Source organism: Telluribacter humicola (assembly GCF_017355935.1).
Classification (GTDB): Bacteria; Bacteroidota; Bacteroidia; order Cytophagales; family Spirosomataceae; genus Telluribacter; species Telluribacter humicola.
The window spans coordinates 321,309-347,234 of record NZ_JAFIQT010000003.1; the positions used below are offsets into that span (position 1 = coordinate 321,309).

At 51.6% G+C, this 25,926-nt stretch carries 22 protein-coding genes; 16 read left to right on the top strand and 6 right to left on the bottom strand.

Annotated elements, in window-relative coordinates; all coding sequences use genetic code 11:
• The first annotated feature begins 49 nt into the window (after positions 1-49).
• From JUB14_RS16695 to JUB14_RS16710, 4 genes are all read left to right on the top strand, one after another.
• Positions 50-643, top strand: a complete 594-nt coding sequence (locus JUB14_RS16695; protein WP_207507464.1) for a putative colanic acid biosynthesis acetyltransferase — start codon at positions 50-52, stop codon at positions 641-643.
• Complete coding sequence (locus JUB14_RS16700) at positions 624-1,031, top strand: VanZ family protein (RefSeq protein ID WP_207507465.1); 408 nt, start codon at positions 624-626, stop codon at positions 1,029-1,031. The genes JUB14_RS16695 and JUB14_RS16700 overlap by 20 nt, the downstream gene beginning before the upstream one ends.
• Positions 1,032-1,091: 60 nt before the next feature.
• Positions 1,092-2,363, top strand: coding sequence for a WcaI family glycosyltransferase (locus tag JUB14_RS16705; protein WP_207507466.1), 1,272 nt, complete (start codon positions 1,092-1,094; stop codon positions 2,361-2,363).
• A 415-nt stretch (positions 2,364-2,778) separates the two neighbouring features.
• A complete protein-coding gene (locus tag JUB14_RS16710) occupies positions 2,779-4,146 on the top strand; it encodes a sugar transferase (RefSeq protein ID WP_207507467.1) in 1,368 nt (455 codons plus the stop codon).
• On the opposite strand, the gene JUB14_RS16715 is transcribed toward JUB14_RS16710, so the two are convergent.
• Positions 4,117-4,323 (bottom strand): hypothetical protein, encoded by a 207-nt coding sequence (locus tag JUB14_RS16715; RefSeq protein ID WP_207507468.1) that lies wholly within the window; start codon positions 4,321-4,323, stop codon positions 4,117-4,119. The two genes, JUB14_RS16710 and JUB14_RS16715, sit on opposite strands and share 30 nt — an antisense overlap.
• A gap of 286 nt (positions 4,324-4,609) precedes the next feature.
• Here JUB14_RS16715 and JUB14_RS16720 point away from each other — a divergent pair, with 286 nt between their 5' ends.
• The 4 genes from JUB14_RS16720 (at position 4,610) to JUB14_RS16735 (ending at position 8,429) form a co-directional block, all read left to right on the top strand.
• Positions 4,610-5,614, top strand: coding sequence for a hypothetical protein (locus tag JUB14_RS16720; protein ID WP_207507469.1), 1,005 nt, complete (start codon positions 4,610-4,612; stop codon positions 5,612-5,614).
• 100 nt (positions 5,615-5,714) lie between these two features.
• The gene (locus tag JUB14_RS16725; protein ID WP_207507474.1) at positions 5,715-6,575 is read left to right on the top strand and encodes a YjbH domain-containing protein; all 861 of its coding nucleotides are present in this window, start codon (positions 5,715-5,717) and stop codon (positions 6,573-6,575) included.
• Positions 6,562-7,734: a YjbH domain-containing protein gene (locus JUB14_RS16730; RefSeq protein ID WP_207507476.1), complete on the top strand. Its 1,173-nt coding sequence runs from the start codon at positions 6,562-6,564 to the stop codon at positions 7,732-7,734. Before JUB14_RS16725 ends, JUB14_RS16730 begins: the two co-directional genes overlap by 14 nt.
• Before the next feature lie 368 nt (positions 7,735-8,102).
• Positions 8,103-8,429 carry a hypothetical protein gene (locus JUB14_RS16735; RefSeq protein ID WP_207507478.1) on the top strand — a complete coding sequence of 109 codons (327 nt, stop codon included), beginning with the start codon at positions 8,103-8,105 and terminating at the stop codon, positions 8,427-8,429.
• Between the two features lie 507 nt (positions 8,430-8,936).
• On the opposite strand, the gene JUB14_RS16740 is transcribed toward JUB14_RS16735, so the two are convergent.
• From JUB14_RS16740 to JUB14_RS16760, 5 genes are all read right to left on the bottom strand, one after another.
• Positions 8,937-9,941: a BAR domain-containing protein gene (locus tag JUB14_RS16740; protein WP_207507480.1), complete on the bottom strand. Its 1,005-nt coding sequence runs from the start codon at positions 9,939-9,941 to the stop codon at positions 8,937-8,939.
• A 489-nt stretch (positions 9,942-10,430) separates the two neighbouring features.
• A complete protein-coding gene (gene hemB / locus JUB14_RS16745) occupies positions 10,431-11,414 on the bottom strand; it encodes a porphobilinogen synthase (RefSeq protein ID WP_207507482.1) in 984 nt (327 codons plus the stop codon).
• Between the two features lie 407 nt (positions 11,415-11,821).
• A complete protein-coding gene (locus JUB14_RS16750; RefSeq protein ID WP_207507485.1) occupies positions 11,822-12,520 on the bottom strand; it encodes a response regulator transcription factor in 699 nt (232 codons plus the stop codon).
• 137 nt (positions 12,521-12,657) lie between these two features.
• Positions 12,658-13,032 (bottom strand): four helix bundle protein, encoded by a 375-nt coding sequence (locus JUB14_RS16755; protein ID WP_207507487.1) that lies wholly within the window; start codon positions 13,030-13,032, stop codon positions 12,658-12,660.
• A gap of 93 nt (positions 13,033-13,125) precedes the next feature.
• The gene (locus JUB14_RS16760) at positions 13,126-15,000 is read right to left on the bottom strand and encodes a sensor histidine kinase (protein WP_207507489.1); all 1,875 of its coding nucleotides are present in this window, start codon (positions 14,998-15,000) and stop codon (positions 13,126-13,128) included.
• 245 nt (positions 15,001-15,245) lie between these two features.
• Here JUB14_RS16760 and JUB14_RS16765 point away from each other — a divergent pair, with 245 nt between their 5' ends.
• The 8 genes from JUB14_RS16765 (at position 15,246) to JUB14_RS16800 (ending at position 25,699) form a co-directional block, all read left to right on the top strand.
• Positions 15,246-16,043, top strand: coding sequence for a T9SS type A sorting domain-containing protein (locus JUB14_RS16765; RefSeq protein ID WP_207507491.1), 798 nt, complete (start codon positions 15,246-15,248; stop codon positions 16,041-16,043).
• Between the two features lie 218 nt (positions 16,044-16,261).
• The gene (locus tag JUB14_RS16770; RefSeq protein WP_207507493.1) at positions 16,262-16,600 is read left to right on the top strand and encodes a PadR family transcriptional regulator; all 339 of its coding nucleotides are present in this window, start codon (positions 16,262-16,264) and stop codon (positions 16,598-16,600) included.
• A complete protein-coding gene (locus tag JUB14_RS16775) occupies positions 16,597-19,293 on the top strand; it encodes an ABC transporter permease (RefSeq protein WP_229367944.1) in 2,697 nt (898 codons plus the stop codon). Before JUB14_RS16770 ends, JUB14_RS16775 begins: the two co-directional genes overlap by 4 nt.
• On the top strand, positions 19,290-21,902 hold the full coding sequence (locus JUB14_RS16780; protein ID WP_207507496.1) for an ABC transporter permease: 2,613 nt from the start codon (positions 19,290-19,292) through the stop codon (positions 21,900-21,902). The genes JUB14_RS16775 and JUB14_RS16780 overlap by 4 nt, the downstream gene beginning before the upstream one ends.
• Before the next feature lie 169 nt (positions 21,903-22,071).
• On the top strand, positions 22,072-23,190 hold the full coding sequence (locus JUB14_RS16785; protein ID WP_207507498.1) for a serine hydrolase domain-containing protein: 1,119 nt from the start codon (positions 22,072-22,074) through the stop codon (positions 23,188-23,190).
• Complete coding sequence (locus tag JUB14_RS16790) at positions 23,187-24,269, top strand: sensor histidine kinase (protein ID WP_207507500.1); 1,083 nt, start codon at positions 23,187-23,189, stop codon at positions 24,267-24,269. Before JUB14_RS16785 ends, JUB14_RS16790 begins: the two co-directional genes overlap by 4 nt.
• Positions 24,250-24,939 (top strand): LytR/AlgR family response regulator transcription factor, encoded by a 690-nt coding sequence (locus tag JUB14_RS16795; protein WP_207507502.1) that lies wholly within the window; start codon positions 24,250-24,252, stop codon positions 24,937-24,939. Before JUB14_RS16790 ends, JUB14_RS16795 begins: the two co-directional genes overlap by 20 nt.
• A gap of 184 nt (positions 24,940-25,123) precedes the next feature.
• Positions 25,124-25,699 (top strand): adenylate kinase, encoded by a 576-nt coding sequence (locus JUB14_RS16800; protein WP_207507504.1) that lies wholly within the window; start codon positions 25,124-25,126, stop codon positions 25,697-25,699.
• Positions 25,700-25,926 lie beyond the last annotated feature (227 nt).

A 25,926-nucleotide genomic window follows, 5' to 3' on the forward strand; every position in this document is an offset into this window, starting at 1 on the left:
AATAATAAATTTATTCACAGATATTTTAACATATATTTAAAACAAAATAATGTACCAAAATCTCTCATTATTCAACTTGCCACCAAACTTTCGAGGAAGGCCTGGTTGGTATGTACAACTGTGGTGGATTATTGAATCTTTATTTTTCAAAACATCTCCACAATTCATGTATGGATGGAGGCGGTTCCTTCTTCGTTCTTTTGGTGCATCTATCGGGAAGAATGTTATAATTAGGCCCTCAGTCCATACCCAGTTTCCATGGAAGTTGAAGATTGGTGATAATTGTTGGATTGGAGATGGCGTTGTATTATACAACTTAGGCGAAATTATTATAGGCACTAATGTAGTTGTGTCTCAAAAAAGCTACTTATGCACTGGGTCACATGATTATGAAGCTATTAACTTTCCTATTTATTCAAAACCTATTGTTATCGAAGATGACTGCTGGATTGCTACCGATGTATATGTAGGGCCTGGTGTTGTTATTAAGAGAGGCACGGTAGTTGGAGCCCGATCTTCTGTATTTAAATCTTTACCAGGAAACAAAATTTGTATAGGATCACCAGCAAAACCAATAAAAGACCGGCTTGCTGCCACCGAAGAAGATATTTACAGCTTAACTTATGAAAAAGGCTATATATAGTACTTTGATAGTACTAGGTGTTCTATTCATCTTTTACTTCAGCTGGCTACCAGATCCTAACATAGGAAACCTGCCTTTTTTCCCAGCATGGCTAGGAAAATGGACAAATTCTAATGCCAACCTTCGAACAGCAGTTCCCTTCTTGTTCATAGGAATTATTGGTGAAATGTATATCAAAAGAAATTCAACAGATACAAGACAATCCCGAATTTTAGCTTTATTTTCACTAACATTGATAGTACTTATTGCTGAATTGGGTCAAATTTTTATACCAAAAAGGCATTTCGATATAGCTGATGTCGCTTGGGGTGTTGCCGGGTCAATAGTAGGAATGTCATTATGTGCTATTGCATCAAAAAAAATTTCTAATTTAAAAAAAGTAAGCTGAGGCCGCTTTAACTCCCAAATTTTGTGTTGCTGGGCTGCATTATAAATTATCAAAGAATACATGAGAATACTAATTTATGGCATTAACTATGCACCTGAACTGACGGGCATTGGAAAATATACAGGTGAAATGGGAGCTTGGTTGGCCCAGCAAGTCCATGAGGTGTCAGTTATTACAGCCAAGCCTTACTATCCGGAATGGCAGGTACACCAGCCGTATAAAGGTAAATGGTGGTATACTGAAGAAATGGAAGGGGTGAAGGTGCATCGTTGTCCTTTATATGTTACCAATCCTACTTCAGCGGCCAAACGCATCCTCCATGAATTTTCCTTCGTGCTTAGCTCTCTGATATTTTGGTTGCCGTTTTTTTTTGGCAGACGGCTTGATGTAGTCATTGGTGTATGTCCTCCTTTTCATCTGGGATTTCTTCCCTTTTTATATTCAAAGCTAAGAGGTGTTCCCTACATCTGCCATACACAGGACCTGCAGGTGGATGCGGCCAAAAACCTGGGCATGATCAAGAATAAGCGTTTCCTTGACCTGATGTTCAGAGCCGAACACTTTATACTACATCATGCCAAAGCTGTTTCTACCATTAGTACAGGTATGCAGAAGAAAATTGAGAAGAAAGGCATAGCCTCATTTAGGATACTCCTATTCCCCAATTGGGTTGATGTACAGGCTATTCGTCCACTCTCAAAAGAAGAGTCTTTAAGGCGGGAGCTAAGTATCGCTGATGATCATAAAGTGGTTCTCTACTCCGGAAACCTGGGTGAGAAGCAAGGGCTGGACCTCCTGATCGAAGCGGCACGCCATTTCCCTGACCCACAGGTATGCTTCCTTATCGTAGGTTCAGGAGGCGGGAAAGCGCGGCTAGAGGAGATGGTAGAGCAATATGGCCTTACCAATGTTCGCTTCCTGCCTTTGCAGCCTTACGAGAAATTATCTGCCTTGCTGGCGACGGCGGATCTGCACCTGGTACTTCAAAAGAAAAAAGCAGCGGACCTGGTGATGCCTTCCAAGCTAACCAGTATACTAGCCGCTGGTGGCTGTGCACTGGTGACAGCCCTTCCTGAGACTACTCTGTATGAAACAATTCAGAAATATAATCTGGGAATATTGATAGAGCCGGAATCGGTAGAGGCGTTAAAAGAGGGGCTGGCTTATGCGTTAGAGTCAGACCTTAAGACATACCGGAGGAACGCCCGTTTATACGCGCAGGAATTTTTAGAAAAAGAGCATATTATGAAAGCTTTCGAAAAAGAGATTTTACATCTTTCTCTTTCGGAAGAAGTAAAAGAAACAGCTACGGCCAATTTAGATTGGCAATAATTTGAACATTCAACCACCTAACCTATTGTCCTCTGAAAAACTTTTTAAATGAGACTAATTTTTATTACATAGCTAATACTTTTTAGCATTAATCGACTAAGTAAGAACCGTTCGATAAATAGAAATTTATTAACAAAGGAAAATGGATTATTATTTGCAACTTGCCCCTTTAATAAATCATTTTTGGATTACTATGCATAACTAATAAAGTTTATCAATTCAATAAATGTTAAAATAACTTTATTAGGCAAAGAAATTAAAAATTGGCTCGATTTTTGCCTGCCAATCTAGTACCTAAAAAGGCAGCAAGGGAACTGCTAAAAGTAGCTAATCATAATTATTGGTAATTGGTAGATTATCAATATAATACACACCCTCCTGTAGTGCAAGAAATGATATATCCTCAGTGTCTGTTATGAAAAATCGTTCTACTAGTTTACTTCCCAAGGCTCACCTGTGGACGGACATCCTGCTGCTGAACGCGTCCTTCCTGATCGCCTATCTGCTGCGGATTGAAGAGGGGCTGCTGGAGCAGAATGAGCACTACCTCAACCTGCTGCTGATGAGCAACCTGTTGTGGGTGCTGATCATCTACTCACTGAAGACCTACCACTTTACGCGCCTGTCGTACAACTTCAACGACCAGATCGGTGGGTTGCTGAAGGCGGCCCTGCTGCATGCCTCCTGCACGATAACTCTCCTGTACCTGATCAAGGAAGGAGAGGCTTACTCCCGGGTGCAGATGGGGCTTACCTACGGACTGTTTATCGTTGCGGCGACGGGGGCTCGAATAGCCTTGCTGCTCTCAATGCAACTGTACCGCCAGGCCGGCTATAACTCCAAATGCTACGCGGTGATCGGCCACGACGAAGTGATCGACTACATCAGGGGCTTCTACGAGCAGCGGCCCCAACTGGGCTACCGCTATAGTGGCCTGTTTGAATTCCGGGGTCAGGCCACCGACGAAGCAGCCCTGGAAGAATACATGGAAGAAAGAGGGCTGGACTTTATCTACTGCTGCCTGTCGCGGCTCAATGACGAGCAGGTACGTAGCATTATTAGGGTAGCCGAGCGGCAGCGTACGCAGGTCCGACTGGTACCCGATTTTCGGGGCTTTGTCTCCAACCTGGCTACCATTGAGTACCACGACGTATACCCGGTGATAGACGTGTCGACCAAGCCCTTTTCGAGCGTACAGGACCAGACGGTGAAGCGGGCCTTTGACCTGGCGTTTTCGCTAACGGTGATGCTGGCGGGTGCGCCTGTATTCCTGCTGGTGATGGGGGCGGTAAAGCTGACGTCGAAGGGGCCGGTGTTCTTCCTGCAGGAGCGCTCGGGCCAGTGGGGCCGGATCTTTAAGATCTACAAGTTCCGCAGCATGTACGTGGATGCTGATAAGATGGGCCTCAAACACTCACAGGGTGACCATGACCCGCGCATTACGCCCATTGGTCGCTTCCTGCGCCGCAGTCGGCTGGATGAGTTGCCGCAGTTCCTAAACGTGATCCGGGGGGAGATGTCGATCGTGGGGCCGCGGCCGCTGTACAAGTATGACGTCGATATGCTGATGCAGGCGGCGCCGCACGAGTTCAAGAAGATACTGACCGTGAAGCCGGGCATAACCTCCATCGGGCAGATCAAGGTAGGCTACGCCACCAATGTAGCGGAGAATGTAAATCGTCTCAAGTACGACCTGGAGTACCTGGGCAAGTACAGCCTTCGGCAGGACATCAGTCTGGTGTTTCAGACAGTACTAGTCATGGCTCTTGGCAGAGGAAGGTAGTGTCAGTGACCAATTGTGCAGTGACCGGGCGGGAGGCGCCGCTGCCGCTTCGGCGGTCCGACACGGTGGCTCCTCCGACGTTCCGCCAATGTTCAGTGACCAGTGACCATTGAACAATAAAAGCTTGAATGAGCTCCTTTGACCGTCGCCGTGAATAAAGAGTAGTGACAGTTTCATAAACAAAGAAACTCATAAACGTTGAACTCATAAACTGAACAACGGCTGCTTATAGATTCTAAATACCCTTAATGGGAGAAAAAAGCTACAAAGGAAGCGTGATAAACGAGCAAAACGTTCTAATATTGCGTGTTAGTCCGGATAAAGTAGCATGTTTTTCTTACTGGTAAGGGGAGTTGGAACGGAGGAGAAGGAGATCAATCTGGTTGAACGCCCGCTCCGCCACCCGAATGAAAGTTTACTTTAATAAACCTTATACACAACAAAAACAGAACTACCTTTTCCAATGAAAAAACGCTATGCATCCCTGTTCGCGTACGGTCTCTTCGCTACGCTGGCCCTTTACAACTGTAAGGACCACGAAACTCCTACCCCTACCCCTGATTTTGAAAACGAAGTATCGGGCATTGTTGTAGAGCAAGTAACCCTGACCGCTCCGGCTGCCGTTACGGCTCAATCAAGTACCTTTACGGCTCCAACTAATACCACCATCAGCAGCTACACCGGGGGTGCTCCATCCCAGGCGGTGCAGGATGCCGCTGGTCAGGTAAGTTCTACCCTGAGCAACGGCGAAATCACGGCGCTGAACAACATCACGCCGGCTCAGCTTCAGGACGTGGCCAATGGTGGAACCCTGCCCGCAGATCTTAAAACGGCGCTGGATAAGATCAAGGCCAACCCAGCACTGGCTGGCTTCCTGCCTACCTTTACGCTGCCTCAGGTAAACGGAAGCGCCGTAACCGGCCGTACCGGGCTGCCCGAGCTGCTCGATCAGGTAGAGGCGATCAAAGCGGACGATGCCTGTCTTAAGAAAGCGCAGGATGCCCTGGCTAACGTGATCAACAAGCTGAAGGCGGATGCCAAGACGCAGCAGGACAAAGTAGATGCCGAAGCCCAGAAGCAGATAACGGATGCTAACGCGGCCGAAACCAGCTGTAAAGCGGGTATACCTGCTACCTTTGCGGCCTACCGCACCGCGGCTAAAACGCAGTTTGATGCGACCATGGCTACACTGGACAACAACCAGGCTGCCCTGGGTACGAATTATGCTATCCTGAAAGCGCTGGTGATCGTATCGTATGGCTCAGCCCTGGATACCATCAACGCGCTGGAAAAAGCCGAGACTGCTGCCTGTACCGCTAAAAAGAATGCTGCCATTGCCAACGCCAATGCCGCGAAGACCGAGAACACCAACAAGGTAACGGCTGCTCTGAACAAGGGACTGACTACGGCTAATGACAAAATCAAAGAACTGGCTGCCCCTTGCCACAACCAGGGAGGAGGAAAGTAATTTACAGTGATCAATGACCAGTGACCAATGACCAATGACCAATGAAGAGTACTAGTTATTGATTCATAAAGTGACTGGTTAGGAAATTGTGAGGATGAGCATGATGCTAAATAAACTCATAGCAAAAAGGGGTAGTGTAATACTACCCTTTTTTGTGTTTTGGCTGATGGCCTTGAATGGCTACGCCCAAATGAATCTCTCGGGTAAGCCAGGACTGATGTATATACCCACAGCCCGCGAAACAGCGGATGGTACCTTTACCGTTGGGTACGCCTATAACCCCGAAAGATACGGACTCCGCTCTATCAGGTATCGTCAGCAAAATGGCACCTTATATTCAGAGCGGGTATTGTATGCCACTCTTACCCTACTACCACGACTGGATATCAACGTAAATTTGCTACACCTGAATGGATCAAATATACCTCTGACCGAAAGGGGAATTGGTGACCGGCAATTAGATATACGTTATCTATTGTTAAAAGAGAAAGAAATAAGGCCCTCAGTAGCGGTAATCATGTCCTCTCCCTTTACAGTGGACGCTTCTATGGTCACGTATGCACTCGTAGCTACCAAGCATCTTAAGCTTACGGATGATCTGCAGGCTGAGATTTCGGCAGGTATGGGTAGCCCCTACTATATATTCCGGGATGAAAACATTAACAACAATGTTGACGTATTCTCGAAATTCAAGCTGCGTAAGAAGAGTGAGGATATCTATAACAACGGCTACCTGACTGGACCCTTCGGCGGTATAAGCGTAAACTACCGGAAGCGGGTGGGCCTGATGGCCGAATGGGACTCGCAGCGCGTGAACGTAGGTGGCTACGCTACGCTGTGGAAGCGCTGGACCATCCAGGCGGGCCTGCTCAACTTTGACCAGGTTACCTTTGGTACCTCGTACACCGTACAACTCAACGCCCTCCCCCGTCCCCTCCGGAAACTCCATGAAACAGAATAAACTCTTTCCTCTCCTGCTCCTGCTGGGCCTTGTGGCACCGGTCCGTCCGGCGCAGGCCCAATCTACTCCGGCGGCCCGCCCCTCCCTCCGGCAGAACTTTGAGAATATCTCCATTGATACCACCGGCCGGGAGGGGGGTACGGTCTACTACGAACAGCGCCTGTACCGCAACCCCTTTGTGGGGCTCGCCCAGATGCGCCACTCCGTGGGGCACTCCCTCGGCCAATCCAGCCCAATCAGGGAGTACGTCCCCCTGATCCAGGGCGTACCGGTGGGAGCGTACCGCTTCGATACGGCCGCGCTGGCATACCGGTCCCTGAGCCGGGAAGAGCGGAAAGGGTACTACTTCCACCATCCGTACCGCCCGTGGCGGCAGTACAAGTGGGACTTCTGGCTGCAGCCGCAGTTTGCGGCCTACTTCGGCAACCACAACCAGCCCATCGAAAGCAATACGGCCGTACTGCTGCAGAGCCAGCTGTACCTGACGCGCGGCCTGGTGCTGAACTGGGGCGTGCTGTTCCCGATCACCAACGAGCTCGACAACCGGCCTAATATCGTACGTCCGGCTCCTGTATTCCTGAACCAGTTTCTGGCGCTGGAAGGCGATCACTACCTCAGTGCCTCGGCAGGCTTCTTCCACGATGACCAGTACGGCCTGAACCTGCAGTACCGCCACATGCCGCTGAGCGGGGCGTGGTCGTTCGGCCTGGAGACGGGCCTGACGGGCGAGTACTACTTTACAAAGCGGGGGGCCATCTACGGGCACCTGGATAACCTGCTGCTGCTGGCGGATGTGGCCTACCGCCTCCCCCACCCCGACCTGACGCTGAAGCTGTCGGGCGGTCAGTACCTGGCCGATGACGTGGGCGCACGCGTAGATATCATCAGGCAGTTTACGAACGTGGAGGTAGGGCTGTACACCACCAAGAGCCGCAACGGCGCGACGCTGGGCTTTAACCTGGCGGTACCCATTCCACCCGGCAAACTGTGGCAGGGCAACCACGCCCGCCTGCGTACGGGAGAGGAGTTCCGGTGGGAGTATACCTACACGCGGGGCTACAACATCGGGGAACGCTACCGCACCGGCTACCAGCTGGACCAGCGCCTCCGACAGTACCATCGCAACTACCTGAACCGCCAGTACCAGATGCTTAAATAAACAGAGAGCCGTTGTCCGGAAGGTCGGGCGGCGGCTCCTATAGACCCCTGCCCAACGTAAAGGAAGCAGCAGGATATATATAGTAGCTAAACCTAGTCAACATCCCCTCTCCCCCCTTCCTCCTCTCCTCCGGCCGCCTTTCCCCTTTCCTCCCCTCCTCCTTTCCCCCTTTCCTCCTTCCAAAAACCATGTAACCGCTATAGCCCCTGCCCGTTTACGATAAGTTGAGCCATAACCAACTGTATACTAGACAAATCCCGTACACAGTAGTAACTTTACAAGAACTTAATGAGCGTCATAGCGGATGAATGGGGGAAGAGTTATATTTCGTGAGAATATATACCTCCTGTTCCATTACTATACCGCACATGAAAAAGTCAAACATTTTTGCCTACGTCGAGCTGTCCAAGCTGGTAGGTAACCTTGAGGGAACCCCTCTGAAAGAACGCCTCAAATCGCAGGCCGCTTACTTTAACATTATCGAAAGCCGGCTATTCTCAGATGAACTGGCCAAAGACTGGGAAGCGATCGTTAGCTCGGTAAAACCGGCCGCCGTTCCTACTGTGGCAGGAGACCGGGTATCGCTCAGCCAGGTTGCCGGTACCATCGAGCAGATGAACGAAAAAGACTGCCAGCTCCTGGCCACCCGCCTGAAAGCCCTGCACCAAAAGCTGGAAGCGGAAATAAATCAGTGAATTTCAATGACCAGTGACCGGGCGGCGTTCCGCCAGTTACCAATGTCCAGTGGCCAATGTAAAAATTACTTAGTAGTTGGTAGAGATGGGTGGGTGGGGTGAAGGCAACCGGGAATTGATACTCCAAAAACACGAAAGCCGCCGTAGCTCTTGCTGCGGCGGCTTTCGTGTTTGGGTATGCCAGGTAGCTCCTACACCACCTATTTCTTGCCCTGTCCTTCACAAGGCCCTCGCCCGCTCCATACAGGACTGTGGAGACACAGCCCACGGACAGCCTATGAAAAGATCCGGCCCACAGATTGGGAAACCAGGGGTGGAGTGGGACGGAGTGGTATAACCAAAACGAAGAAAGCCGCCATAGCAAAGGCTACGGCGGCTCATTAATCTATTCAATGCAGTGTTCCTGACTAAAAAACCTGAATAGTACTTTATCAGTCTGACAGAAGCTCAAGTACCAGAAACATTGGTCACTGGTCACTGAACACTGGTCATTGAAACCACTGAAAACTACTTCCCTCCTCCCTGGTTGTGGCAGGCGGCAATGATGGCGTTGGCGATGCCGGTGGCTTTGTCGGCCTCCTTTTTATAACCTGCTTCAATGCTTTGCTTGTTGGCGTTCAGCGCAGCCAGCGCGGCAGCCTCACGAAGGGACTGAGCCTGGGTACAGGCCGTCAGCTCCTGCTGATAGATGGTATTGATGGCGTCCAGCTCGGCGTAGAACAGGGCGTTGAGCGCGGCGGCGCTGGTGGTATTCTTCTTGTTCTTTTCCAGATCGCTGTACAGCTTCTTGTACTTCTTGTCCAGTTCCTGCACGGCCGACTTGCGGTTTTTATCGGCTTCGCACTGCCCCCCCGAACGGGCTTCTTTCAGGGCCTTCTGGTACTCGGCTTCGGCTTTGTCCAGCTGGTCACCCTTTTTGTCCTGTAGCTTCTGGAGTACTTTCTGCAGAGCCTCCAGGGCAGAGCTCTTACAGCCGTCCTCGCCTTTCATTACCTCCTCGATCAGGACGGGAGCGCTGGTCTCTTCCACGGCTCCCGTACGGGCAGCGGCGGGCTTACCCTGCACGACGGGCAACGTGAGCTGGGGCATAAAGCCGGCGGCCTGGGCCGGAAGGCTTTTGAAGGAGTTGATAAACCCCTTCTGGGCACCGGTATACGCCTTCTGGCTCATGATCTGCGTCAGGGTAGCGGAGTTTGTTTCGCGGATGACGGCACTGGCTTCGGCCTTGGGTGCCGTATTGATAACAGCATTAGCAAACTGCTCGGTAGAAGCCGACAGCTTACCCGCACCGGACAGCTCGGTACCGGCCGTAGCCCCCAGAGCCGACACGGTGACCGCACCGGGAGAAACCGTGATGGGAGCCGGACGCTCGAGGGTCACCTGGGGCAGGTCTACTTTTTCCAGATCTTGTAGTGAATAGCCGAAAGGATCGACAGAGGAGAGTTCCTGGGGGGAGCAGCTATACAGGAAAGCCACTACACCGGCCGTGTAGAGTAAAATTTTTCTTTTCATGAGAACGAGGATAACGTTGAGTAAAGCACGTTTTTGTGCTGGTGACAAAGAACTAAAAGAAAAACCCGAAAACACGACCGTTCACGAAATCAATGACCGCTAGTCAATGTCTAGTGAGCAGTGACCAGTGATCAATGACCAGTGACCGCAGCGGGAGGCGCCCCTCCGGCGGATGCCAGTTATCAGTGATCAATGACCAATGAGGAGAAAAGGAGGAAAGGAGATGGGAGGAAAGCAGTGACGGGTTATAAGTGATCGGGAGGGAGGTGCTCTATCAGGGAATGGTCATTGTCAGGGAATAAAAAAAGCCCACACGCTTAACTGAAGGTGTGGGCTCTACTTTACTTGGGTACCTATTATGTTAACCACAGAGGTAAAAGGAGTAAAAGCACAGAGTAACGCTGAGTTTTTCATTCCTCCGCGCGGTCAATGGTCACTGGTAATTAGTCACTGTAAGCTGATCATTGGTCACTGGTCAATGGTAATTGGTCACTGATCATTGAGCACCTCCGCTACTTCTTTGGCGAAGTAGGTAAGGATGACCTTGGCTCCGGCGCGGCGGATGCTGAGCAGAACCTCCAGCATAGCCCGTTGCCCATCGATCCAGCCGTTCTGACCGGCGGCTTTGATCATGGCGTACTCACCCGATACGTTATACGCAGCAATGGGCAGATCAAAATGGTCGTGGAGCAGACGGATAATATCCAGGTACGACAGGGCGGGCTTGACCATCAGGAAGTCAGCTCCTTCTTCGACGTCGAGCTGGGCTTCGATCAGGGCCTCGCGGCGGTTGGCGGGGTTCATCTGGTAGGTCTTCTTATCGCCAAAGCGGGGAGCCGACGCGAGGGCATCCCGGAAGGGACCGTAGAACGAGCTGGCGTACTTGGCGGTATAGGACATGATGCTCACATGGGAGTAGCCTTCGGTGTCGAGCAGGTCGCGGATGTAGCCCACGCGGCCATCCATCATATCGCTGGGGCCGAGGATATCGGCACCGGCTTTGGCCTGGGCCACGGCCATCTTGCCCAGTACCTCAAGGGTCAGGTCATTGACGATCTCCCCGTTCTCGACCACGCCGTCGTGCCCGTCGCTGCTGTAGGGGTCCATGGCGATGTCGGTCATCAGGGCCAGGTCGGGGAATTGGTCCTTAATGGCCTTGAGGGTATCGAGGTACAGGGTACCTTCACGGTGGCTCTCGGTGGCGTACTTGTCCTTTTTGTCTTCGGGGTACATCGGAAACAGACAAATGGCCTTGATACCCAGGTCGGTGACCTCTTTCAGCTCTTCGAGCAGCGTGTCTTTGGAAAAACGGGAGATGCCGGGCAGGGACTTGATCTCGGTGCGCAGACCGGAACCTTCCTGCACGAACATAGGGAATATCAGATCCGAAACCTGCAGGGTAGTTTCCTGCGCCAGCTCACGAAGGGCGGCGGACTTACGGTTGCGGCGGGGACGACGGGGTATGTAGATCATTGTTTTAGAGCTTTAGGCTATATGCTGTATGCAATACGCTTTTAGTAATCAATACTACTAACAAAAACGGCTGAATCCAGATTCAGCCGTTGCAAAGATAGTTTGTAGGAATTCTGAATGATGAATTATGAATGCTGAATTCTCTTCTGCCATTTGTAAAGTGGCTTGAACAGCAGATAGTTTACCACCTATTAGATGGCAGGGGGAAACCTAATGACACGCTGTTACTTTTTTAACCGCCCGGCGGCCCGGCACAGAGTAAAAAAGAGTCTTTCACAGAGAGCCACAGAGTTTGTTTGTATCTGTTAGAAAAAGACGAGTATATCCTTTCCTCCGAGCGGCGGCCGCCCTTCCTCCTTTTCTCCCTTCCTGCTTTCCTCCCTCTCCCATTGGTCACTGGTCATTGCCTAGCTGCTCATCAGCTTAAACCCTTCGCCGTGCAGGTTCATAAGTTGGACGTCGGGATCTTCGCGGAGGTGCTTGCGGAGCTTGGTCACGTATACATCCATGCTGCGGGCGTTGAAGTAGGAGTCATCGCCCCAGATCATCTTGAGGGCGTAGCTGCGGCTGATGGGTTGGTTGAGGTTCTGGCAGAATAGCTTGAGCAGCTCTGATTCCTTACTGGTGAGCCGGGTGGTGTCGCCGGCGCGGCGAAGCTGCTGGTGGTCGTAGTCGAAGGTATAGGAGCCTACCTGGTAGATATGCGTGTCGACGGCGCTGTCGGCCGCGCCGTTGCCGGGCTGCCGACGGTACCGGCGCAGGATCGCCTCAATGCGCAGCAGGAGTTCGTCCTGATCGAAGGGTTTGGTAACGTAGTCGTCGCCCCCGATCCGGAAGCCCTGGATGGTATCTTCCTTCATGGACTTGGCCGTGAGGAAAATGATAGGTACATCTTTCCCGCTCATGCGTACTTCCTTAGCCAGCGAAAAACCATCCTTGCGGGGCATCATGACGTCGAAGATACAGAGGTCATATTCGTTATCCACAAAAGCCTGCCACCCTTGCTGCCCATCGGTAGCCAGGTCGGTAGGGTAGCCTTTGTGGGTCAGGTACTCCTGCAGGAGCCCTCCCAGATTCGGATCGTCTTCAACTAATAAAATTTTCATTTTCAGTGACCAGTTATCAGTGACCAATGACCGCGCGGCGGCCGCCAATTAATTAATAATAAAATGACTGCTTCACAGCGACTACCTCAACTACACATATCACATCATTGCTCATTGCATTACTTAGTGATCATTAATTACTGTTTATCGATTCTTGTTGTTTTTAGTATAGCGTAAAGGAGTTTAGATAATTCACGGGAGGCGATCCTCTGTGCATCAGTATTCATGCTGATATAGACTTTCTCTTCTATAAACCCTGTATCTTTCAGCAGGGAGAGCCAATACTTGGTTTCTAAACACTCTTTATAGGCAATAGATATTTTATTTGAAAAATCAGCTTTTGATATAGCCCCATTGGCTTCAGAAACATTTGCCCCGATGGAAGTACCCGCCCGGAGCAACTGTTTCGATAACACAAACTCCCTTTTCTCCTCATTCAAAAACTGATACGCTTTTACAACACGTATGGCAAAGGCATACGCCTTCTCATACAACAAATTCCCCTCCTTCATATCATAAAAGTAGCTATCATCACTCAATTCCACCTCCAACACCTGATCATTCCTCAGAAAACTGATAACCGATCACTGGCGGCCGCCGCGTGGTCACTGGTCACTGAACACTGGTAATTGCAGACTGAACCGGCTTCCCTGGCCGGGGCGGCTTTCGACCTGGATGGTACCTTCGTGTACTTCCACCATTTTCTTGACGTAGCTGAGGCCCAACCCGAAGCCCTTGACATCGTGCAGGTTGCCGGTGGGTACGCGGTAAAACTTATCAAAGATCCGGTTCACCTGCTCGCGCGTCATACCAATACCCCGGTCGGCAATGTCGATGCGGATGCCGGGGCGGGAGCCACTCTGGCGGGAGTTCATAGGTTCGTTGCGGGTCTGGATGGTCAGGTGCAACCGGTCAGGGGAGTACTTAATGGCATTGTCGACGAGGTTGTAGAGTACGTTGGTCAGGTGCAGCTCATCCCCCAGAACCAGCTCCTGATCCGCCTCAAAGTCCAGCTCTACCTCGCCCTGCCGCTGCTCGATCTGAACGCCCAGGTTGTTGAGTACCTTTTCGATCAGATCGTGCATGTTGACCTCCGTCTGCTTCAGTTTGACGTCGCCGCGGTCAAGCAGCGCCATCTGCAGTACTTTCTCGACGTGGGTACCCAGCCGCTTGTTCTCTTCCCGGATGATACCCAGGTAGCGGTTCAGGCGCAGGGTCAGGTCGGGCGCAGGGCCTGTGCTGACATTCTCCTGGGCCATGTCGGTAGCCAGTGCTATGGTGGAGATAGGCGTCTTGAACTCGTGCGTCATGTTGTTGATGAAGTCGTTCTTGATATCCGACAGCTTCTTCTGTCGCAGGATGGTGGTAACGGCCAGGTAGAAGCACGTCAGGATCACCAGCACCAGCACCGCCGAACCGGCCAGCATGGCGCTCATCTTGCTCAGGATATACTGCTGCTGGTCGGGAAAATATACGTACAGGAGGTTGTTACCGCTGAGCATCTCACTCGGGAACAGGGATACTTTATAGGCGTGCTGCTCCCAGTCGCCCGCCTTCAGCTCGGCCGTAGCCAGTACGGGACGAGATCCGGCCTGGGTACGTACCGCGAACTCATAGGGCAGTGTGATGCCATTCTCTACCAGTTCTTTTTTCAGGAGCGAGTCCAGCAGGAAACGGTTGACCCGCTCGTTGATGGGGCGCTGGGTGTACATAAGGTCTTTCATCACTTCCCGGAGCAGTTCAGCTCTATCCAGAGGGGCACTTTCCTGGGGCTTGTTAACGGCCGCGGATTGGGCGGGTATATCTTCCCTGGGCTTCTTCACAACTGGTTTTCCCGCCCGTCCGGCGACGCTGTCGCGCAAGCGGGCAGCTTTACGTCCCTGTTCAGCTTCCTGAAAAAAAGCCCCCAACTGTTTTTCTTCCTCCATCCGCCGCCGCACAAACTCATCCAGACCGGCCAGGCCCAGGCGCTGGGCCTGAAAAAACTCTTCGATGATCCGCTGCTGATGATCGGCCATCACCCGGGAGTTGGGGCTGAGTACATCCGAGGGAGCTACCTCGGAATAGAACTGGTACTGCACCTCCCCCATCGGACCAACCGTGATCTCAAGATTGGAGGTAGGGGGTACCAACGCCAGCCGGTGCTCCGGGAGTCGCTGCTCCGGGAGCCGCTCAGATGGATCGGGCCGGGCAGGAGCCGCTTTGTGGGTAGCCCTGGCTTTAGGCTTTTCGTTTACCTGCGTGATCCGGTCAAATTTGGCCTGCTGCTGTTCGGCTTCGATGCGCTGCTGCAGCAGGTACATCATCTCCTGCTTCTCGATCCGGTGTACCACGGACTGCACCGACTCGGCTACTTTATGGTTGAATTGTTCATTACGAATAGCGATGGCTTCACGGATCCAGTACCACTGAAACCCGATCAGCCCCACCAGTGCCAGGCACATCAACCCCACTATGATCTGTATCTTTCTTTTGGTCATTTTTTCGGTAAGCTATGCAACATCTGCTGTTGACAAAACGACTTTATGGTACTTCATCAAACAAAAATAAGCCCTTTGGAGTGCCTGCTAACGAGCATTCATGCTTTTTAACATTCTTTAACAGAGCTCGCTAAGCTGGAGATGGGCCGTAAGAGTTATTTTTGAAGGTAAGGTTTTAAACCCAAAGCCGATAGTAAAGTCTAATAGAACAAATAAAGACTTGTAAATCAAAATAAACGAGTACCATGAAAAAGAGATTGTATCAGACCCTGTTGGTGAGTGCCCTGCTGCTGGGAGGACTGAGCCTGGGCTCGGAGGTCTACGCCCAGTCGAAGGAGGGTAAAAAGGAGGAGAAAAAGACAACGATCCGGGTAAAGGTGTCGGAGAAAAAAGACGGCCGGACCGAGGAGAGTGAACGAAGCTACCGGGTGGGTGCCATGTCGGATCAGGAGCGGAAGGAGTTTGTAGATAAGGTACTGGACTCGCTGGGCACCAATACCAACCGGCGCGTAACGGTGATGGTGGACGAAGGTGACGGCAACATAACCACCCGCGAGCGTCGCCGCGTGGAGGTACGCGAGCGGAACGATGACGAACCGGCCGTATTCAGCTGGCGGGACAACGACGATGACTTTCATATTGAGTTTGACTCTAAAGAAATGAAGGAGAAGCTGCGGCGTATTGAAGAAGAGGTACGTCCGCGCGTGAGGGTAATGATGCGGGATCTGGAGAACGCCGGTGAGCGCATGGGCGATATCTGGACCAGCGAAACGGGTCAGCCTGCCAGTGTACGCTCACTGAACGTGTACCCCAACAACCCCAACAACGGAATGCTGAACCTGCGCTTCAGTGTACCGCAGAAAGGCGATGTGACCATTACGGTAACGGATACCCGCGGCAAGGAAGTAGCCCAAAAAGAGATCAGAGACTTCAGCGGAGAGTACGTGGGACAGATCGAACTGAAGAAGAATACCAAAGGTACCCTGTTCGTGACCGTCGTGCAGAACGAAGACGGCGTGGTACGGCGGGTGGTTATACCTTAATAGCAACTGGTACCCTATTTTAGCCCGAAGCACGCCCTGTGCTTCGGGCTTTTTTTGTCCCCTTCACCCGTCCCGTCCTCACGTTCGCAAGTGGACGAAGAATGTCCGATAATGGACAGGTCACTACTCCCAAAAGGGCCTTTACGGCCTGTCTGGGCCTATAAAGAGGTTTGGCAAAGGATTTGTACTACAAAATAGAAACTAATACACAAAGTCCTATGCGTAGAACGTACCTGGGAGAGTTTGAAGAAATTGTGTTGCTGATGGTAGCCATACTGGACGGTGAAGCCTACGGAGTGAGCGTCAGTCAGGAGTTAGAGCGGCAAACGGGCCGACTCGTTACTTTTGGCGCAATACACAACACGCTCATCCGTCTGGAAGAGAAAGGCTTCGTATGCTCGGAGCTGGGCGGAGCTACTACCGAGCGGGGCGGCCGACGCAAACGGTTGTTCTCCATCACCGCCTACGGCAGCCGTACGCTGCAGGACATCCAGCAGCAACGGAGCCAACTGTGGCAACTGGTACCTCCTACTTCCCTAAAAGTAAGCGGCTCATGAACCCAAATATGCCTACCCCACCCCGCTGGGCGCAATGGCTGCTGACGCGGCTGCACCCGGACGATACGTTGGAGGAAGTAGAGGGAGATCTGCAGGAGCTCTACACCTACTGGTACCAACGGTCGGGTAAGCGGCAGGCTACCCTCAGGTACCTGCTCAATGTACTGTCGGTACTGCCCCCTCTGGTACGGCGACGAAAGCGAGAAAAATCCCCCTATGTACCCTCTAGCCTTAGCCCTGATATGATAAAAAACTACCTCAAAATTGCCTGGCGGAACCTGTCCAGGCATAAAGTCAGCAGCCTGATTAACCTCTCAGGCCTTACCCTGGGCGTAACCGCCTGCCTGGTGATCTACCTGATCACGAGCTTTGAGCTTAGCTTCGATACTTTCCATCCCGATGGGGAGCGGATCTACCGCGTAGTAGGAAACATAAGAATGGGGAAAACGACCGAAACAAAGCCTGTTGGATTCATACCACGGGCGGCACCTCAGGCCATCCGGGCGGAGGTGCCCGGCATAGAGACGGTCGCTGCTTTTCATAATATGCATTCGGATGTCATTATTCCGGCCGAACACCAGGAGCCCAGGCACTTCAAGGCGGGTGAACTAGGCGCAGACAGAGCACAAATCATTATTGCGGATCCAGGGTACTTCGACATCTTCCGGTACGAGTGGCTGGCCGGTAGTCCCCAGACCTCGCTGAGTGAGCCTTATAAGGTAGTACTTTCGGAGCAGAAAGCTCGTACGTACTTTGGTGATATGCCCCTGGAGAGTATGCTGGGCCGGGAGGTGATTTACCGGGATTCCATCCGGACCATCGTCAGTGGCATTGTCAAAACCTGGAATCACAACACGGATTTTGCCTTCACCGATTTTATTTCGGCCGCTACGATTCGGGCCAGTGCTCTGAAGCGGGAGATCAATCTGGACGAGTGGAACGACATCTGGTCGGCCTCCCAGACCTTTGTGAAGCTGGCTACCGGTACCACCCCGGCGCAGGTTGAAGCCCGCTTCGCGGTCTTTGCCAACAAGCACTTCGGCCCCAACCGGGGTACGGGCGACTTCTGGCTGGTGCCGGCGCTGCAACCCCTGTCAGATGTACACTTTAATGAGCAGTACCAGGACAACTATACACGCAAAGCACACCTGCCTACACTATATGCCCTGATGGGCGTGGCAGTGTTTATCCTGCTCATTGCCGCTATCAACTTTATAAACCTGTCTACCGCCCAATCCGTACAACGTACCCAGGAAATAGGAATTCGTAAGGTACTGGGCAGCAATCGCCAGAGTATCATAGCGCAGTTTATGAGCGAAACCCTGCTCCTTACTATAGTAGCGGTACTGCTGGCCCTGCTGCTTACCCAGCCCGTTTTGTCTGCCTTTGAACAATTTATTCCCAAGGGGGTCGCGCTGGATGTATTTAACCCCCGGATTATGCTGTTTCTGCTGGCGCTCCTCGTTATGACCACCGTACTGGCAGGCTTGTACCCCTCCTGGGTGCTGGCAGCCTACCAGCCTGCCCAGACGCTGAAAGGGCAGCGCGTACCCGTTGGGCACCGGCACGACTCTCTCCGCAAGGGGCTGATCGTGTTCCAGTTTACCGTTTCGCTGGTATTCATCATAGGGATGCTCGTGATAGGACGCCAGCTTACCTACATACGTGATAAGGACCTGGGCTTTTCGACGGATGCCATAGTCCTGATCAATACGCCCGACCTCGAGAAAAGCAAAGTACTGGCTCAGAAGATCAGGCAACTCACCGGCGTAGAGCGGGTAGCGAGACAATGGTCGCCGCCCATGAGCGAAGGCTACATGCTCACCAGAATCAAGTACCGGGGTACTACCGAAATAGAAACGGAGGCGTCGGCCAAGGTCGGAGATGAGCATTTTGTCCCGCTATATGAGCTGAAGCTGGTGGCCGGACGCAACATCATGCCCACCGACACGCTACGCGAGCTGCTCATCAACCAGACTTACGCCCGGGTACTGGGCTTCAAACAGCCCGCCGAAGCGGTAGGCAAGCTGCTCCACTTCAACGGGAATGATTACCCGGTAGCGGGTGTGGTCGCCGATTTTCACGAAGAGTCATTACGTAGCCCCATCAAGTCGACCTTCATTGCCTACATACCCGGCTTGTCAAGGGATATGGCCGTAAAACTCGCTACCAGCGGACAGCGGCTAAGTGAGGCGAAGGTAACGCTGGCTGCCATCGAGAAAGCCTGGCAACAGGTGTTCCCCGACGAGGAGTTTGCGTATACCTTCCTGGACGACTCCATTGCCAAACTCTACGAGAAAGAGCAGAAAACAGCTCAGCTGGTCAATACCGCAACGGCCATTGCGATCCTGATCTCGTGCATGGGCCTGTTCGGTCTGGCTACCTTTACCACCCAGCAGCGGACCCGGGAAATTGGGGTTCGAAAGGTACTGGGCGCGTCGGTCGCCAGTCTGGTAGCCCTGCTGTCCTTGGATCTGATCAAGCTGGTGGTGGCGGCAATCGTAACGGCCTCCCCCATTGCCTGGTACATGACCAACCGGTGGCTACAGGACTTTGCCTACAAGGTGGATGTGGAGTGGTGGGTGGGTGTGCTGGCGGGCCTGCTCGCGACGGGGATTGCCCTGCTGACCGTCAGTTTCCAGAGCGTGAAGGCTGCGTTAATGAACCCGGTGAAGAGCCTGCGGAGCGAATGAAATCCCCTACCCCACCGCGCTGGGCGCAGCGGCTGCTGACCTGGCTGCACCCGGCCGATACGTTGGAGGAAGTAGAGGGAGATCTGCAGGAGCTCTACACCTACTGGTACCAACAGTCGGGTAAGCGGCAGGCTACTCTCAGGTACCTGCTCAATGTACTGTCGGTACTGCCGCCCTTCGTGCGGCAGCGTAAACGTAAAGAAGACTTCTATCAACCTTATCTCCTAAGCCCTGATATGATCCGGAACTATCTCAAAATCGCTTTTCGCAATCTCTGGCTCAATAAGCTGTATAGTCTGCTCAATCTGACAGGGCTTAGCGTAGGTCTGGCAGCATCGGTACTGATTCTGCTCTGGGTGCAGAACGAACTAAGCTTTGACGATTATCACCACCAGGCCGACCAGACATTTCGGGTGACCAACACCCTGAAGGTATCTGATGAACCCTGGGTATGGTCAAACTCACCGCTCATGCTGGGTGAAGCAGCCCTGCGGGAGGTACCTGGTATCGAGCGCGTAACCCAGTTTAAAAAGCCATGGCAGGCACTTGCTTTTCGAATAAATAATGACCTGCGAAGCGAAGAGAATGCCGCTTTTGTAGACTCGACCTGGTTTGCTTCTTTTGATTATCATTTTCTACTAGGTGATCCCAAGCGGGCTCTTGATGAACCTAATAGTATCGTTCTGACCGAAAGTAAAGCCCAAAACTGGTTTGGAGAGCCTGCGGCAGCCATGGGCAAAATGGTCCGTCTGGATTCACTGGACATGGTTGTTCGGGCTGTTGTGCGCGACAATCCTCCGAATTCCAGCTTTCGGTACGATGTACTTCTATCTAATGTTCAAAACAGAGAGCGTAGCCATGATGAAAACTGGAATAACTTTAACTACCAGCTCTTTCTCCAGCTGAAAGCGGGTACCCAGCCGGAGAAGATTGGTCAGCAACTGACTCAGCTTTATCACACGTATAAAAAAGACTCCAGCATAACGGCCAGTCTGATACCTCTTCGGGATATCCATTTCAATACTACATTTCAAAGCGACAGCCTACCCAAAGGGAACCGCCGAACGGTTACGACGCTGGGGCTGGTGGGACTGCTGATTCTTATCATCGCCAGCATCAACTACGTGAACCTGGCTACTGCATTAACCAGTCAGCGGGCAAAGGAGGTGGGCGTAAAAAAGATAATCGGGGCCGGACGGAAGCGCTTATTTGCCCAGTTCATGACTGAATCAACGTTGCTTACACTGCTGGCATTGGGGCTGGCGCTTGCAATAATCAGACTTTGTCTGCCGCTCTTTAATAACTTTACCGGGCATCAGTTTACACTTGACTTTCAAAATGGTACTCTGTGGCTATTGCTTCTGGGTAGTATCGGACTGACTATACTGTTATCAGGCGTGTATCCTTCGCTGCTTCTTTCTTCGCTTGAACCAGTAAAAGTTCTGAAAGGAGGTAATGTACTAAGTTCAAAAAATACCCATTTCAGGCAGGGGTTGGTTATCGTGCAGTTTACTATTTCCATCATTCTCATTGTCAGCACAATCGTTATTTTCCAGCAGCTTCGTTTTGCGCAGACTCAGGATCCGGGCTATCAGCGGGAACACGTGTTTACTTTCCAAATGCCCTATTCAGCAGGAGCCTCCACACCCAATAACCGTGATTTTATAAAGCACCGTTTACGTGAATTACATGGTGTTGTTGGTGTCACTTCGGCAAATCAGTCTATTGTCGACCTTCAGAGTAAGCACAGCGGAAGCCTGAAATGGGAAGGTCGCCCGGAAGAGTATGAACCTACTGTAGCCCAGTTTTCAGTTGAACCCGAAACACGCTCTGTTTTAGGCCTGAATCTGGCCCAGGGGCGATGGTTTCAGGAAGATATGAAATTGGACACGGCTAATGTTATTCTGAATGAGACTGCGGTCAAAACACTCGGATTAAAAGCGCCCGTAGTAGGTCAGTGGTTTGAGTTTCAGGGTCGGCGCGGACAAGTCATTGGCGTAGTGAAGGATTTTCATTTTCGGAGCTATCACCAGAAAATAGAGCCGATGGTACTATTCTATAATCCTGGCTGGCAGATGCAGGTCTTCGCCAGGATCAGTCCCGGAGCCGCTGCGCGGTTGCTGGCCGAAGCAGAGCGTATCTGGCATGAGCGATATCCCGAAACTCCTTTCCGTTATACCTTTCTTGATGAAAGTTTTGATCGGCTTTACCAGGCTGAACGTAAAGCCGGGCAGTTATTTAATGTCTTTGCCAATATCGCTATTCTCATTTCCTGTCTAGGTCTGTTCGGACTAGCCACGTTCTCCGCTGAACGTCGTACCAAAGAAATCGGTGTGCGTAAAGTTTTGGGAGCATCAGTGACCAGTATTATTTCTTTACTCTCCAGAGATTTTGTTATTCTGGTCTTAATCGCTCTCGCCCTTGCTACACCCGTCGCCTGGTATGCCATGCACCAGTGGCTGCAGGACTTCGCTTACCGGATTGATATTGAATGGTGGGTGTTTGTGCTGGCGGGTACTTTGGCGGTAGGTATCGCCCTGCTGACGGTCAGCTTCCAGAGCGTGAAGGCAGCCCTGATGAACCCGGTAAAGAGCCTAAGGAGCGAGTAGGCTGGTGAAAATGGGTCAATCAGTAGCTAATTACATCACTATATCAATAATCTGGAATCGGACAAAAGGGTACTATGGCAGACAAAATAAGGGAACTTGCAGAATAGCTTTTAAGGAGCCAACAGGATGAGGCAATTTTGAGACAACAACTAACCAAACTCGTTGCTCCATGAAAAACGTACTGATGCTACTTGGCTTGCTCTGCTGGTTTCCAGCCATTGGACAAAATGTGGGGCGCCAATCCAAAGAATCCATTAAGGACAAAAGCTATTTAACCGCCATTCGGCGAGCCGAAAAGTACATTGATTCGCTCCGGGTAGTTCAGGACATTCCGGGTATCTCGGTTTGTGTAGGTACCAGCCAGAATATTCTGTGGGCGGAAGGCTTTGGCTACGCCGATCTGGAAACTCACCAGCCGGTTACCATCCATTCCAAATTTCGGATTGGCTCGGTATCCAAGTCACTTACCTCCTTAGCCATAGGCAAGCTGGTAGAACAAAAAAAACTTGATCTGGACGCGGCCGTTCAGCAGTATGTACCCCTATTTCCGGCAAAAAAATATCCGGTTACCGCCCGGCAGCTGGCTACCCATACCTCCGGTATCCGCCACTATCGGGACAGTGATCCGCTGGCTTGCCCCCGTCGGTATGCCTCGGTGCAGGAGGGATTGACCATTTTTAGCCAGGACAGCCTCCTGTTCAGACCGGGGACGGCTTATGGTTACTCCACCTACGGGTATACCTTGTTAAGTGCCGTTATTGAAGGAGCGAGCCACCAGGACTACCCCTCCTATATGCAGCAGGCCGTGTTTACGCCCCTGGGGATGTCTGATACAGGAGTAGATGCCAGTGACAGCATCATCGTTAACCGGGTCAGGTTTTATGAACATGACCACAAGGGCCGGCTGGTCAATGCCGCCCAGGTAGACAATAGTTATAAGTGGGCGGGTGGTGGCCTGTTATCCACTCCCGCAGATCTGGTTAAACTGGGGCGTGGACTCCTGAACCATTCGCTATTACGGAAAGAAACGGTAGCTTTACTATTCACTCCCCAGCTTCTGCTGGACGGAACCAATACCTACTATGGCCTGGGGTGGCGCCTGGGTACCAGCCCTCAGAACCGGAAAATTATCCACCACGGTGGGACAATCGACGGTGGCAGAACCTTTTTGCTAATGTACCCCGAGCATGACCTGGTGGTGGCGATTACAGCTAACATGAGCGGCGTCAACATCAATTTGCCGGAAGTAGAAACCATTGCCAGTTACTTTTTTGAGGTGAAACAATGAAAAAAGCAACCGTCATTCTGCTGCATCTGAGCTATTGGCTCTTGTACTGCTTTTTGGTCAGTTTTCTGTTTCTCCTGTCCCAGGCTACCGAGGAATCCGCCGTGGAGGATTGGGAGGATTGGGTCGCTATTCTTCTCTTTGCCTTACTGACCGGAATTAGTAGCTTCTATGCTTTTTATGGCTGGCTGGTTCCTCGTTACCTGACTACCCGGCGCGTCAGACTCTTTGTTGGCGTTGGGCTGCTGGTAAGTAGTGGCATCGGCCTGTTTTCTACCTTTATGGTGTCAATGGCAACGACGATCATTATCTACATAGCCCTGCATCAGACTGAATTCCTTCTCTTTCAGCCGAAGGATCAACTGGTACTGATGACCGGATTCACCCTGCTGGCCCTTGTGAATGGTATGATGGGCACGGTCATCAGGGGGTTCATTACCTGGTATACGGATATACATATGAAAGAAATGGTGGCCGGTAAAGCCCTGCGCACCGAAATAGAACTGTTGAAAGCGCAGCTTAACCCCCATTTTCTGTTCAACACGCTGAACAATATCGACATCCTTATAGAGCGGGATGCTCCCCGGGCTTCCCTGTACCTGAACAAGCTGTCAGACTTGCTGCGCTTTACCCTGTACGAAACGCAGGCCGATCAGATCCTCTTAACCCACGAGCTGGCCTACATCAAAAAGTACATTGAGCTGCAGAAAGTCAGAACTCCCAACGAACAGTATGTGACCCTGCACATGGAGGGGCCGGTCGAGGGGGTACAGATTGCCCCCATGCTCTTTATACCTTACATCGAAAATGCCTTCAAGTACGCGACCAACAAGAAAGTCCCGGAAGCGATCCGCATTTACTTTTCGGTGGTAGAAAACCAGATCCAGTTCCGGTGTATCAATGTCATTGATAAAAGCAAAACCGGGTCGAAAGAGCAGGGAGGCCTGGGGCAGAGGCTGCTCCGACAACGATTAACCCTTTTGTATCAGGAGAAGTTTACCCTGGAGATCCAGCCTACTGAAGATACGTATTCCGTCTATCTGGTTTTACCTGTAAATTCCTATGAGATGTCTACTCATTGAAGATGAGCCCTTAGCCATGTTGCGGCTGAAAGAGTACGTCCAGCGGGTTCCCTTCCTGACGCTCAGCCATGCGGTCGATAACGGACTGGAAGCCATTCCCCTGCTCCAGCGGGAGCCAATTGACCTGGTGTTCCTGGATATCGAAATGGACGGTTTCTCAGGACTGCAGCTGCTGGAAACCTTACCGGTACGGCCCGCCGTAATCCTGACAACGGCTTATGATCAGTATGCGCTCAAGGCTTTTGACCTACAGGTAGCTGACTACTTACTGAAGCCATACACCTTCGACCGCTTCCTGCAGGCCGTCACCCGCGCCCGGCAAAGGCAGGTAGCTGTCCCGGAGGAGACGCGACAGTCGTTCTTGTTTATAAAAACGGAGTACCGGCTCCAGAAAGTAGACTTCGACCAGATCCTGTACATCGAAGGAATGCGTGATTACCGGCGTATCCATATGGCGACTGAAAAAATCATGACGCTGGAAACGTTCGGTGAACTGGAGCGTCAACTGCCACGCCAGCAGTTTTGCCGGGTTCACAAGTCCTATCTGGTAGCTCTGGATAAGATCGACTCCATTGAACGGGATCGGTTAAAGATACAACAGGCCCTTATCCCCCTATCAGGTACCTACCGGGACCACTTCTACCAGTTGATCGGCCGCTCTATGAAGTAACAGGCTAACTGATCAGATCAGCAGGTACCTGTCATAGATTCTCTAACGCCACCTCCTCCCGCACGGCTAGCATTGCGGGGACTTTTTACGTTAAAATCAGGGGAAAGTAGCCAAGCATGGCCGAAGTGTTGTAAATTTGCTGGGTCAAACTATTACTACTAAGGTAAATAATCACTCTGCCATCATGCTTAATCTTGTTCTGTTTGGCCCTCCGGGGGCTGGTAAAGGTACCCAAAGCGAGAAAATCATTGATAAACATAAGCTCGTACACCTTTCCACGGGCGACTTGCTGCGCTCCGAAATAAAAGCAGGTACCGAACTCGGACTCCAGGCCAAAACACTCATGGATCAGGGAATACTGGTGCCGGACGAAGTAGTGATTGGTATGATCGACAATAAGCTGAAGGAAAATAAGGAGGCCGCCGGTTTTATATTCGACGGATTTCCGCGTACGGTGAAGCAGGCCGAAGCACTCGACAACCTGCTGCACAGCTACAACGAACAGATCACGGTGATGGTAGCGCTGGTAGTAGACGAAGAAGAACTGGCCAAACGTCTGTTACTGCGCGGTGCTACCTCCGGCCGCCCCGACGACCAGAACGTCGACCTGATCCGGAAGCGCATCCAGGAATATAACGAAAAAACGACCCCCGTGGCAGATTACTACCGTCAGCAGGGCAAGTACGTAGGGGTAGACGGCATTGGCGAAATCGACGAAATATTTATCACCATCTGTAACGCGATCGACACCACAGCCTGACCAGTGAACAATAGCCAGTGACCGCGCGGGAGGCGCCACTGCCACGGTGGCTCCTCCGGCGGCGGCCAGTCACCCCAAGGGCAGGCTTCACTACACTGGCTATCTATGCTCGCTTTCTAATCATCCGTCTCTGAATAGTACTACCCGAGTGAAGTAACGGAAGAAAACAACCGGCTCTCTGATTCAGTTGTAAAAAGTAAAATTATCGTTAAATAAATGGCTCCCGG

Coding starts and splice junctions, on each gene's coding strand:
- JUB14_RS16795 (WP_207507502.1), top strand. CDS start 24,250: ATGAGATGTCTACTCATTGAAGATGAGCCCTTAGCCATGTTGCGGCTG.
- JUB14_RS16700 (WP_207507465.1), top strand. CDS start 624: ATGAAAAAGGCTATATATAGTACTTTGATAGTACTAGGTGTTCTATTC.
- JUB14_RS16760 (WP_207507489.1), bottom strand. CDS start 15,000: ATGACCAAAAGAAAGATACAGATCATAGTGGGGTTGATGTGCCTGGCA.
- JUB14_RS16790 (WP_207507500.1), top strand. CDS start 23,187: ATGAAAAAAGCAACCGTCATTCTGCTGCATCTGAGCTATTGGCTCTTG.
- JUB14_RS16705 (WP_207507466.1), top strand. CDS start 1,092: ATGAGAATACTAATTTATGGCATTAACTATGCACCTGAACTGACGGGC.
- JUB14_RS16765 (WP_207507491.1), top strand. CDS start 15,246: ATGAAAAAGAGATTGTATCAGACCCTGTTGGTGAGTGCCCTGCTGCTG.
- JUB14_RS16740 (WP_207507480.1), bottom strand. CDS start 9,941: ATGAAAAGAAAAATTTTACTCTACACGGCCGGTGTAGTGGCTTTCCTG.
- JUB14_RS16715 (WP_207507468.1), bottom strand. CDS start 4,323: ATGAAACTGTCACTACTCTTTATTCACGGCGACGGTCAAAGGAGCTCA.
- JUB14_RS16800 (WP_207507504.1), top strand. CDS start 25,124: ATGCTTAATCTTGTTCTGTTTGGCCCTCCGGGGGCTGGTAAAGGTACC.
- hemB (WP_207507482.1), bottom strand. CDS start 11,414: ATGATCTACATACCCCGTCGTCCCCGCCGCAACCGTAAGTCCGCCGCC.
- JUB14_RS16735 (WP_207507478.1), top strand. CDS start 8,103: ATGAAAAAGTCAAACATTTTTGCCTACGTCGAGCTGTCCAAGCTGGTA.
- JUB14_RS16775 (WP_229367944.1), top strand. CDS start 16,597: ATGAACCCAAATATGCCTACCCCACCCCGCTGGGCGCAATGGCTGCTG.
- JUB14_RS16720 (WP_207507469.1), top strand. CDS start 4,610: ATGAAAAAACGCTATGCATCCCTGTTCGCGTACGGTCTCTTCGCTACG.
- JUB14_RS16780 (WP_207507496.1), top strand. CDS start 19,290: ATGAAATCCCCTACCCCACCGCGCTGGGCGCAGCGGCTGCTGACCTGG.
- JUB14_RS16710 (WP_207507467.1), top strand. CDS start 2,779: ATGAAAAATCGTTCTACTAGTTTACTTCCCAAGGCTCACCTGTGGACG.
- JUB14_RS16695 (WP_207507464.1), top strand. CDS start 50: ATGTACCAAAATCTCTCATTATTCAACTTGCCACCAAACTTTCGAGGA.
- JUB14_RS16750 (WP_207507485.1), bottom strand. CDS start 12,520: ATGAAAATTTTATTAGTTGAAGACGATCCGAATCTGGGAGGGCTCCTG.
- JUB14_RS16730 (WP_207507476.1), top strand. CDS start 6,562: ATGAAACAGAATAAACTCTTTCCTCTCCTGCTCCTGCTGGGCCTTGTG.
- JUB14_RS16755 (WP_207507487.1), bottom strand. CDS start 13,032: ATGAAGGAGGGGAATTTGTTGTATGAGAAGGCGTATGCCTTTGCCATA.
- JUB14_RS16770 (WP_207507493.1), top strand. CDS start 16,262: ATGCGTAGAACGTACCTGGGAGAGTTTGAAGAAATTGTGTTGCTGATG.
- JUB14_RS16725 (WP_207507474.1), top strand. CDS start 5,715: ATGATGCTAAATAAACTCATAGCAAAAAGGGGTAGTGTAATACTACCC.
- JUB14_RS16785 (WP_207507498.1), top strand. CDS start 22,072: ATGAAAAACGTACTGATGCTACTTGGCTTGCTCTGCTGGTTTCCAGCC.